Raw genomic sequence first — 11,347 nt, 5'->3', positions numbered from 1 at the left:
AGAGGCAAAGTTGTACTGAATGTTGACATTCGGAATATTGAGGTCGCTGATCGCTCCGCCCTGTTCGATAAATATCCTGGACTCACGGGTAAAGGAAGGGCCGGAACCGGGCAGGCCTACCGGCACATCGTCAGGCGTAAAGGCATTACATGCGCTGTTGATGGTACGGAAGCTCTTCGGTGCACTCCAGGGGCCAAGGCCACAGCTGTTTAGGGGGCGAATACGCCAAAAATACAGGGTATTGGCGTCGAAAAATTCTATGGGTAGGTACTGACTGTTCGTCAGGCCAATGGCCCGCTCAAAAATGGTGTTTTCCTGGAAGGTTGGAGAGGTGCCGATCTCGATTTCGTAGGTGTCAGCATTTACTGCGTCCGTCCAGTCGAAGGTGGTTGCAAGAATGATACCGGCGGTGCCTTCTGCCGGAGCAATGGTTGCGAGGTCGGAGTAGTCATTGTCCGTTACGTCCAGCAGGACGGTACGGCGGGCGGTATCCAGGCCTTCAGCAACGGCGATGATGGTGAGTTCGATGGTGCCGTTTAAGCGAACGTTACTGAGGTCAACGGACATGGTTGAGGTCTCTCCGGGAGTAAGCTCAGGTGAGGAAAATGAAACGATGGCCCCTGCGGGTACACCTGCTGTATCAACGGACAGCGCGATGGGCGCGGCAAAGTCAAGGATGCTGCCGGAGTTAAGGTCAATGTCAATAACCTCAGGCAGGCAAACTTCGTCGAACCGAATTGAAGGCTCCAGCGTGTAGCCAGGAACTACCGCCGGGAGTACCTGGAAACTATTCTGGTTGACGTTGAGGAAAATATTGTCAGCAGCTTCAACCATGATCAGGGCCTCGGTACTTAGCGCCTCAGGTACGGTTACAAATGCGCCGCCGTTATTGGCTACGTTCTCGGCGAGGACAAGGTCGAAAGTCTGCCCACCATCTGTGGACAACAGGATATTGACCCGCTTGCAGTTGACGGGGGAAAGGTTGGTACTTGCCACCTCCCAGGTCACTTCCATATAGTCTCCAACTAACCAAATAGAAGAGTCGGGGTTGTTAACGAGGAACGGCCCGGCGGCCTCATCGGCCCGGAAATTCATTTGTTTCCAGTCGGCCCCTCCGGATTCTACGTTGTTATCGCGCGCAGTGAGGCGGAAGGTGAGGTCCCGGCTGTAAGTAGGTAGGCGCTCCTCGCGTATGGTCCTGTTTTGAACGATTAAGTCTAGCCGGGGGAAGTACCTGCGCCACCCCTCCGTAGTTGGAGTTGCAGAACGAAAAATTGGCGCGTTCCCCTCCGGAGTTCCCAGCCCGCTGTAGCTTCTGTCGGTATCGAATTGTTCCCAACTGAACGTTAAAGCATCATTGTTGCTATCGGTAGCTTGCCCTTCCAGACGGAAAGGTGTACTGACGGGAATAACAAAATCGTTTTCATAGACAAAATCAACTATGGGGGTAAGGTTATCCGTCTCCACAATGGTGGCGCAGGGCGCTCCATTAGAGAGGCGCGTATAATTGCCGATCTGTTCAACACTGATGGAGTGGAAATAAGGCTCTATCCCTGAATAAGACTGGTCATCACAAATTTCTCCGTAGGCCATGATGGTATTACCGCCACCTGGTTCAACAGCGAAGTCGGCCCAGCCTCCTCCATTATTACCTCCACAGCGGCTCCACGTATGGCTGCCGCTAAATTGATGTCCAATCTCGTGCGCCATCGTTCCGATGGCGTCCACTTCCAAACCACCACTGCGTATACAACTTGCTCCTTGAATCTTATTACGGCCTTCTGCGTCGTTGCATACCAGTCCTGGTGCCACGCCAAGCAGACCACTACAACCACTATAAATAATATGGGCCAGGTCATAGGATGCTGAGGCTACATTATTAGAGTCGAGAGCAGGTTGGATCTGATCCAACAAAGCAAACCCATTGTCACTTTCACTGTAAGGGTCGGTATCCGGATTCAGGTAAATCAGCCCGGGAATATCCAGGAGATTGATGCGAATGCCTAAATCATTTTCATAAATAGCATTGATCAGGTTCATCACCACGTTGAAAGCATCCTGAACAGCTGCAGTGGTACCACCAAAGTTCTGGGCGAATTCTCCCGTACACGTTAGTGCCATGTCGTAAATATGTAGACTTTGCGGGTCATTAGCCGACTTGTCCGCCGTCGGCAGTACTATTTCTGCTTCGGGGAAATTCAGGTTAAGCACCTCATCTGAGGTATTGCCGCAAGAGAGCTCTCCCAGGTTTTCTGTGGTCGCCAGGGTCAGGTAATCTCTTACGCTGGAGACGCGGTGCTGGTCCGTAACTTCCGGTACTGGCGTAACCATGAAGTAGCCAGTTGGCCCCTTGGCCATCACGTGGATGCCCTTGGCCGAAATTGCCATCCGTCCACCTCCCCACGGACCGTGAATTTTGTAGCTCCCTAATTCCGGATGATTGGGGATCAGTGGACTCTTAAAGACCCGGAAGTCGGCAAACGAGCCATTAGGGAGCGGAAGCTTAACCGTAGCTTTACTATTCAGCCGTTGAAATTCGGCAGGAGCTCGCTGTAGCTGTGGCTCCAGCCGTTCCATGTCTACGCTCACCCGGTACAATTCTTCCGAACCTTCCGCGAAATATTCTGCTTCGAGAAACTTGAAAGTTGGCGTTTGGGCACTGAGCGAAAACAATCCGGAAAGCACCAGTAGGAGGGTTAATAGTTTGGTCATAAGTAGTAGTGGTAAGTCTGTCCGCTAAAGATAACAACGGAGGCTGAAAGGGAAAGGTCGTCTATGTTACGGGGGTTCAAGTTGTCGAGTTGTCGGGTTATTTTGGGCGAGGAGCTCCTGCTCCGGGTACTTTCCTACGGGAGGACCACTGAGGATGACGGGGTCACCCGGTGGTCAAGTTATCACCATAGTTGACGTTTCTAGGCCTATTCTTTGTTGAGCTGACAACCCGACAACTTAACTTTAATATTTCGCGCTTTTTGCCCCCGGCAAGCTACCCATGATGAATTCCCGCACGTGCTCATTGGCATTTTTCAGGTCTTCCCGCCGCAGGTACATCATGTGGCCGGAGTAATAGCCTTTGAAGCTTAGCCGGTCTTTCATCCTGCCGCTTGGGTCAAGGTGCCAGAGGTTGTACTTGGCGTCGTAATAGTTGGTGGCGCCGTCGAAATATCCACTCTGGATCATGACGTTGAGGTAGGGGTTCATGGCCATAGCCTTGCGCAGGTTGGGGCCGGTTTCGTCGCCCGACCGGTCCCAGGGATAAACCGGGCCAAACATATTGTACTGCAGGTCGGTCTTGAAATTCAACTCTTCCCGGAGGTAGTAGTTGATGGCGGGGGTGAAAGAGTGCAGCCAGCTGGTCAGCTCTGCGTTGTAGTCGGGGCGTTCGCCACCGGCCATGCCGTCGATGCCGGTGTAGCGGCTGTCTAGCCGGCCGATGGTGAAGTTGCCATCTTCGTTGCCCCGCAGCAGGTGTTTCCAATAATAATTGGTGGAGGGCATCAGGTTGTTGTCCAGCCATTCCTGGCGGCTCAGGCCCGAGAGCCGGGCGGCTTTTTCGGCAATGTCTACCCGCTCGTCGACGCTGAGCGCCGAGCCTTTAGCGAGGGCCGGGAGCAATTCATTCTGGGTAAAGGCCTCTGCTTCCGGAAGGATATCCACCAGGTCTTTGCCCTGCAGGTCGGCCGACAGCTGTTTGTGATACCAGGCGGCAGCAGTAAAATAAGGCAGGCGGTTGGCTGCTTTTACGATGCCGTTGCGCTCGATGCCAATGTCGGTAGGAGAGACCAGAATAACACCGTTGAGGTACATCCATTTGTTCTCCTGCAGTTCAAGTGCGAGTCCGGAGACCCGGGTGGTGCCGTAGCTTTCACCGATCAGGAATTTTGGACTGCGCCAGCGATTATTGCGGCTGACCCAGTTAGACAGCCAGTCGGCCAGGTAAGTGATGTCCTGGTTGACACCGAAGAACTGTTCACGGTCGGCACCATCGACCATCCGGCTGAAACCGGTGTTGACCGGGTTGACGTACACAATGTCGGCCACGTCAAGCACCGAAAAAGGATTCTCGCTCACGCCGTAGGGCTGCACGGGGAACCCCTCGTCGTCAATGTTCAGCACCTTGGGGCCCGTGTAGGCCAGGTGCATCCATACCGAAGCGGAGCCGGGGCCGCCATTGAAGCTGATCAGTAGCGGGCGGTTGGGATCGTCTACGTCGGTTCGGACGTAATAAGTAAAGTGGAGTCCGGCCGTAACCTCATTTTTACCGTTGTAGACCGGCTGGACGCCGATGGTCACCCGGTAGGGGACACTTTTGCCGTTGATCTTGACGGAATGGTTGCTGGTCTGGGCCATGTCCATATTCAGGACCCGGTCAGGGCCGCCTTCTTTCTTCATCATCTTTTCCTGGGCGCGGACGCTGGTGCAGAGGAAGAGTAGCAGGAGCAGGGGGAGGTAGTGGGAGAGTCTCATCTTATGTGCTTTGGTTGGGACGGGGAAGATAAGACAGTGTGGGCGTTGTTGGTAGTTACGCTTCTGCCAGGCTATACTTCTATTGGTAATATGGAATTTTTACTAATTAAGCCCACTCGCCCTAATGGATCCATCATTATCAAAAGCTAAAGCCACCAGTACGTAATAAACAAGAGTTAGCCTGATACAGGATGCTCAAGTCTGCCCAGTTTCTTCTATTGTTGTAGGAGTACCTCACTCCCACAACTCCACCAAAGAAAAGCTCCCCGCCTCAAAAACTCCCCTATCGCTAAGCTTCAACTCCGGAATCACCAGCAACGCCAGAAATGACAGCGTCATGAACGGCGCAGCAAGCCCGCAGCGGAGCTTGCGGCGGGCAAAGCCGTTGAGTTCCCCGTACCGCGCGGCTACGCGCGGACCTGAATCGTTGCTCATGATGCCCGCTACGGGGAGGGGTAATACTTCGAGGTATTCGTCCCGCCCGGCGGCGATGCCGCCGCGCTCGGCAATCACGGCATTCGCCACCCGGCAAATGTCCTCATCTGAAACACCCACCACCACGATGTTATGGCTGTCATGGGCTACCGAGCTGGCAATCGCGCCACGCTCCAGCTTCATCCCGGTCACAAAACCAACTGCCGGTGGTGCGTCCTCGTATCGGTTGATGACGGCAATCTTGAGCAGGTCACGCTCAGGTGTTGCTACTGGCCGGCCATCTGCATCGAGGGTGGGGGAGAGCAACTGTTTTCCGGTCACCAATTCCCCGTCAAATACCTCGATGACGCGGAGCTTAGCGCCCTCCGGCCCCGGGGCAACGGCAAAATCGGCCGGTACTTTAGGGGAGCAGTTGAAACGGTTGATGGGCTCCGGGCGGAAGTCCGGTAGGTTATGGTGGCCAGCTTCGGCGACCAGCTGTCCCTTTATATAGGTCGTCATCACGGCCATGAAGCGCAGGTCATCGACCTGGATGAAGTCGGCGCGGTCCCCGACTTTCAGTTGTCCGATATCAAGCTTGTAGTGTTGGACCGGATTGCGACAGGCAATGTTGAGTACATCGTACAGGTTGTGGCCGTCCTTGATGGCCCGGTTCACGAGTAGGTTGATGTGCCCGGCCATCAGGTCGTCGGGGTGGCTATCGTCGGTGCAGAACATCAGGCGGTCGGGGAACTCATCAATCAACCCGTGCAGCGCGGCGTAGTTCTTCGCGGCGGAGCCTTCCCGGATGAGGATCATCATGTCGGCAGCCAGTTTGTCGCGGGCCTCCGCCTCGGAGGTGCACTCGTGCTCGGTCGTGATGCCGGCCCTGGCGTAGGCGGCAGCCTCCGCGCCGCGGAGGCCAGGTGCGTGCCCGTCAACGGCCTTCCCCCGCTCGATGGCGGCCGATATCTTAGCCAGCATCTCCAGGTCACCATTCAGAACGGCTGGATAGTTCATCACCTCACTCAGGTATTTGATGTCTTCCCGCTCCAGTAAGCTGACAACTTCTTTGACCCCTAACTCCGCACCGGCAGTTTCAAAGCTGGTGGCCGGCACGCAACTCGGTGCACCGAAATTAATGTTCAGTGGCGTATGCGTCGCGTTGTCCAGCATGTATTCCACGCCCTCCAATCCCATCACGTTGGCAATCTCGTGCGGGTCGGAAACAGTAGCAACGGTGCCATGAATGACGGCCAGTTTAGCAAATTCGACGGGCAGTAGCATCGAACTTTCGATGTGTACGTGAGCATCCACGAAACCCGGTAGGATGAACCAGCCGCGATGATCACGCGTCGGATCTTTTTCAATGGCCTCAATGAAACCAGCGTCATTTACCGTAATGATGGCACCGTAAGTAGTGCGGGCATCCAGATCGACCAGGCGGCCTTTTACTTGGAACATGGGCGAGTTTTCGAGTTGTCAGGTAGTCGGGTTATCAAGTGGTCAAGTTGTCGGGGTGCAAGTTACGGAGGAATGCCTTTGCTCTTTTACCTGTTCTTGCACCGGCGGCCGCGCATTATTAGTCATACAGTCAAGAAGTCAAACAGTCAGGGAGTACCGTCTTCGAAGCTCACTGCGTTCGTGCAGCTTTGACTTATAGCACACCACTCAATAATTTCACGAATTAAAGGCACTTATGCACGAGCGCAGCGAGCTTCTATTTGCGGCAGCACTACCCACAACTTACCACCCACTACCCACTATTTCCCCTTCCCCTGCAGCAACACCACTACCGTATAAAAAAGGATCTTGAAATCAAGCGCTAACGACCGGTTCTCTATATAAAGGATGTCGAATTTGAGGCGCTGGATCATTTCGTCGACGTTGCTGGCGTACCCGTACTTGACCTGCCCCCAGCTGGTAATACCGGGTCTTACCTTCAGCAGATGTCGGTAATGCGGAGCGCGGGCGCTGATGAGGTCGATGTAGTATTGCCGTTCAGGCCGTGGGCCGACCAGTGACATATCTCCCCGCAGCACATTCCAGAATTGGGGCAATTCATCAAGCCGCCATTTGCGCATTGTACCGCCCCAGGGGGTACAGCGATCGTCCGCATCGCTGCTGAGTTGCGGTCCCAAAGCCTCCGCATCCGTGTACATGGACCGGAATTTGATGATGTTGAAGGGGTCGCCGTTTAAGCCAATGCGCTCTTGTTGGTAGAAAATGGGACCGACGCTGGAAAGCCTTACGCGGATGGCTACGTAGATCAACACCGGTGCCAGTAACAAAAGCATCACCGCAGATACGAAAAGGTCGATCACGCGTTTAAGGAACCGTTGCCACCTTGGCATCATCCCCTGCCGGATTTCGATCAGAACGGCGCCGAAGACATGGTCCATTTTTACGGAACCGAGCATGATGTCGTACATGTCCGGGATGATCTTGACCAACACCCGGTCTTCGAAATCGAATAATACATTAAGCAGTTCCCGGAGGCGGTTGTGCTGGCTGGTTTCAATGGCAACGATTACTTCTTCGACGTTATGCTCTTCGATGACGGCCGCCAGTTTGCGGAGGTTGCCGAGTAACGGGAGTTCGTCAGCCAGGAGGGGCGGCGCGGAGCGCCGCGAATCCACAAAGCCCACAAACCGGTACCCCAGCCCCTTCGGCTGGGCCCGGATATCCTGGTAGAGGCTGAGCGCTCCTTCGCTGCCACCGATAATCAGGGTATTGAACGTTACTTCCCCTTGCTTCAGCCGGCGGCTTGCCCGGGTGAGGAGTACCATCCGGACGGTGGCGGTCACCGTAAAGTGTAAGGCCAGTAAACTCAGCAGGTTCTGGTAATAATCGTGGTAATCGGCGGTCACATCGTCCAGGAGAACGGTAAAAAACAACAGAATTACCCCGGCAATGGAAAGCAGCAGGGTTTGGAAGAGGGTTTTTAACCGGCTGAGGCGGTAAATGTCCCGGTACTGGTCGAAGAGGGCATAAGCAAGCACCCAGCCTAAAGGAATGAGCAGGCTCCCCCAGTAATAGTTGACGTCGTTGGTCAGGCTTTCAGTAGTGACAACGTTGCCCTGTTTTCCGGACCGGATGAGGAAAAAGATCGTCCAGACTAACCAGGCGGCAAAAAAGTCGGCGGCAATGTACACGCGGAGGTCTACCCGCCGCCGGGCGGAGGTGTCGGGGCGGAGTGCCTTTGGCGAAGTACCATCTGCTTTGCTGTGCCGGCTCAGAAGTGGATCAGTTTAATGTTGTCCAGATAAACGTTGCCTTCCGAGAGTTCAGCGGGTAAAAGCGTCGTCAGGTTAATCTTGTAGTTATCAAGGGTGGACTCGAGGATGGTTTCCGTGAGGTTGAAGTAAACTTTGGTCCATTCGTTGCGCGGCCGGAAGCCAGCGTCGAAAAACCTGATGACATCAATGCCATTGACACCAGTTGCTCCCCATTGCCCGTTGGCGTCGCTGCGAAAGTCCATCTCCAGCCATACAAAGCGGCGCACGTTCGTCAGCCCGTTAAAGGTTTCTGTGGAAGCGACTTCCACGAGCGGGTCGGCGTCTGAAAGGTAGATCTTTCCGCTGAATTCTCCGGTTCGGACGAACTCCTGGGTTACGATCAGGGAAGTGTCTCCCCGCACCCGCTCGGTAAAGGCGCGGGTGAAGCCTTCTTCAAAGGTTTCCAGGATGGCAAATTTCACCTCCGGCCGGTATCCGATAACCGGCGTTCCAAGGTCGATGGTTTCTCCGGGGATGAGCTCCAGGGTGCGGGTGACCGGGGTATAGAAATCGTAAATTTCGGGGGTGGCACTTACGCCGTTCTGCTTTACCCCGGACTCGAAGCGCATGGACGTGGAACCGGTCCTGTGTACGGGGATGCGGGCTGGCAGCGGGAAGGCGCCGATGAAGTTATTGTTCTCGCCTGCGAATACCCAAACTTCCGAAATGTCGGAGGTGGCCGGACCGAGATCCGGGGTTTGCAGGTCAAAACCGTCGATGGTGATAAAGGCGGGCGGCACTTCGAGGTCTGCCGGACAACCGGTAAAGCTCAACAAAGCAGCCAGAGATAGTAGTAGTGTGAAAAATCTGTTCATGTTAAACCTCATTAGGTGTAAGGACACCACAAGAATTAATCCCGTTGCCCCGGGTGCTTCCGTTGGTTAGCCTCTACGGCAGCGGAGATGCGGTGTGCTAGTTCTAACGCACGGTAACCATCTTCGATGCTTACCGCAGCGGGTTTTCCATGAGTTATGCTGTCCGCAAGACTTTCCAGCTCCATCTGGATGGCATTAATTGGGCCACTGTCTGGCTGGTCCACATGAATGATACGCGGGCCTTTTGGGGTCTCCAGCGGGAATTGCTGGCCATTTTCAGGAACGGCCGCGTCCGCATCAAAGAGACGAACGATCTGACTTTCCTTTTCCAGCAGGTCGAGGCTGATGTAGGCATCGGGCTGGAAGAGACGGACTTTGCGCATGTTCTTCAGGCTGATGCGGGAGGCCGTGAGGTTGGCCACTGCGCCGCCTTTGAACTCGATGCGGGCATTTACAATATCTGGTTGGTCGGATACCACTGCCACGCCGCTGGCGCGGACATCTACGACCTCATCGTCGGCCAGCTTAAGGATGATGTCCAGGTCATGGATCATCAGGTCGAGAACGACCGATACATCAACACCCCGCGGATTGAACATGGACAGGCGATGTGCCTCGATGAAGTAGGGCTTTACCTTCAGGTCGCCCAGCGCAAGTAGCGCGGGGTTGAACCGTTCTACGTGGCCCACCTGGACTATTTTGCCGGTTTTGCGGCTCAGTTCGATGAGCTCCTTAGCTTCCTCAAGGGTTTCAGTAAGGGGTTTTTCGACGAAAACGTGACAGCCGCCCTCCAAAGCCATTTTGACCATTTTGTGGTGGGTAGGGGTGGGGGTAACCACGTCGATCACGTCGGCTGCGGCAATCAGGTCTGCCGGATTGTCGTAGGCTTTGAGGTGGAATTCGTCAGCCACACGGCGGGCCATTTCTGCATCGGCGTCGTAGAAACCAATGAGGTCGTAATGTTCCCGCGCCAGGCGAATACATTTGAGGTGGATTTTGCCGAGATGACCTACGCCGAAGAGTCCGATTTTTAACATGGAGCAAAGATAGTCAGAGAGTCAGAGAGTCATATAGTCAGAGAGTCATATAGTAAGATAAGCCCTTAGCCTTACTTCCATGAACATAATAAGGTGGCGCGGCCGCAGGTGCAAAAAATAGAATTCGGAGCAGAGGCAGTAACCAACCAACGGGGAGATCGTCAGCAGAGAAGATTTAACGCCGACTGTTTGACTCCTTGACTATCTGACTACAGCAGGCCAACCATTGCTCCTTAAAAACCGTTTTTGCACCGGCGCCCGCGCCCGAAAATCTACCTTCTCTGTAAAATTCGCAGCGAACGAACCCACTACTTACTACTTACTACCTACTACACACTATCTTCGCCCCATGGCACTGGATCAAGTCAACGTTGACGATTGGGAAATTGATGAAAACGGGCGGCCACAGCCCCCGGAAGACAAAGAAATGTCCTTTATCGACCATCTGGAGGAATTGCGCTGGCACGTTATGCGGTCACTGATTGCTATCGCCCTTTGCGGTGTCGTATTGTTCGTTTTCCGGGAGTGGTATTTTCGCCATATTCTTTTCGGTACGAATTACGATGATTTTCCCAGCTACCAGTTTTTTTGTTCCCTGTCGAATTGGCTGGGTGTAGGAGACGCGCTGTGTATGAGCGGTCCGAATGTCCCGATTCAGGCCACGGAATTCGGGGAACAATTCATTACGGCCGTGAAAATGTCTTTCGTTGGAGGCTTCGTAATGGCTTTCCCTTACGTGTTTCATCAGATCTGGTCGTTTGTTAGGCCAGGCTTGTATAAGGAAGAACAAAGTGCTACCCGGGGGATGATCTTTATTTGCTCTCTCCTGTTTTTTATCGGCGTAAGCTTCGGCTACTTTGTGATTGCACCGTTTGGCACTAATTTCCTTATGGGCTTTGAGGTAGGTGGCGCGGTTAACCAACCTAAAATGGGGTCGCTGATTAGTTATATGGTCATGTTCACCCTACCGGCAGCCCTCATCTTCCAACTGCCAGTATTGATTCATTTCCTGGCCGGTTTTGGTCTGGTTACCGCGGATTCCATGCGCAAATACCGCAAGCACAGCTTCATCGGCATCCTCATCCTGGCAAGTGTGCTTACGCCGCCTGATGTAGTAACCCAAATATTAATTGCACTTCCGCTATACGTTTTGTACGAGATTTCGGTCTTTGTCGCCAAGCGGGCGGAGAAAAAATACCAGGCTAGTCTTGAATAGTGATTGTAACCTTTTACGCCTGCAACCCTTGCAACTTGGAGCGAAGCGACTAGCCCACAACTTGCAACTTGCAACTTGCAACTTGTTCTATCTTTGTCCAGCCTTAATTTAAAGTAACTT

7 protein-coding genes are annotated in these 11,347 nt (G+C 53.9%); 1 reads left to right on the top strand and 6 read right to left on the bottom strand.

All coding sequences use genetic code 11. From position 1 onward, the window contains the following. The 6 genes from B036_RS0100460 to B036_RS0100435 all read right to left on the bottom strand — a co-directional run. Positions 1 to 2,712 (bottom strand): reprolysin-like metallopeptidase (locus B036_RS0100460; protein ID WP_020566716.1); only part of this gene is annotated, 2,712 nt, incomplete at its 3' end. Between the two features lie 243 nt (positions 2,713 to 2,955). Continuing rightward, positions 2,956 to 4,467 carry a S10 family peptidase gene (locus tag B036_RS0100455; RefSeq protein WP_020566715.1) on the bottom strand — a complete coding sequence of 504 codons (1,512 nt, stop codon included), beginning with the start codon at positions 4,465 to 4,467 and terminating at the stop codon, positions 2,956 to 2,958. Positions 4,468 to 4,701: 234 nt separating this feature from the next. Further along, positions 4,702 to 6,345 (bottom strand): adenine deaminase, encoded by a 1,644-nt coding sequence (ade, locus tag B036_RS0100450; RefSeq protein WP_020566714.1) that lies wholly within the window; start codon positions 6,343 to 6,345, stop codon positions 4,702 to 4,704. Between the two features lie 299 nt (positions 6,346 to 6,644). Then, on the bottom strand, positions 6,645 to 8,036 hold the full coding sequence (locus B036_RS0100445; protein ID WP_020566713.1) for a sugar transferase: 1,392 nt from the start codon (positions 8,034 to 8,036) through the stop codon (positions 6,645 to 6,647). Between the two features lie 80 nt (positions 8,037 to 8,116). Beyond that, entirely contained in the window at positions 8,117 to 8,974 is an 858-nt protein-coding gene (locus B036_RS0100440) for a hypothetical protein (protein ID WP_026231543.1), read from the bottom strand. Positions 8,975 to 9,009: 35 nt separating this feature from the next. Beyond that, positions 9,010 to 10,011 carry a Gfo/Idh/MocA family protein gene (locus B036_RS0100435; RefSeq protein WP_020566711.1) on the bottom strand — a complete coding sequence of 334 codons (1,002 nt, stop codon included), beginning with the start codon at positions 10,009 to 10,011 and terminating at the stop codon, positions 9,010 to 9,012. A 349-nt stretch (positions 10,012 to 10,360) separates the two neighbouring features. Here B036_RS0100435 and tatC point away from each other — a divergent pair, with 349 nt between their 5' ends. Then, positions 10,361 to 11,227, top strand: coding sequence for a twin-arginine translocase subunit TatC (tatC, locus tag B036_RS0100430; RefSeq protein WP_020566710.1), 867 nt, complete (start codon positions 10,361 to 10,363; stop codon positions 11,225 to 11,227). The last annotated feature ends 120 nt before the right edge of the window (positions 11,228 to 11,347 follow it).

The sequence above is a fragment of the Neolewinella persica DSM 23188 genome (genome assembly GCF_000373105.1).
Taxonomy (GTDB): domain Bacteria; phylum Bacteroidota; class Bacteroidia; order Chitinophagales; family Saprospiraceae; genus Neolewinella; species Neolewinella persica.
The sequence above is the reverse complement of the archived record's forward strand: the minus strand, read 5'-3'. Positions and strand labels throughout refer to the sequence as shown.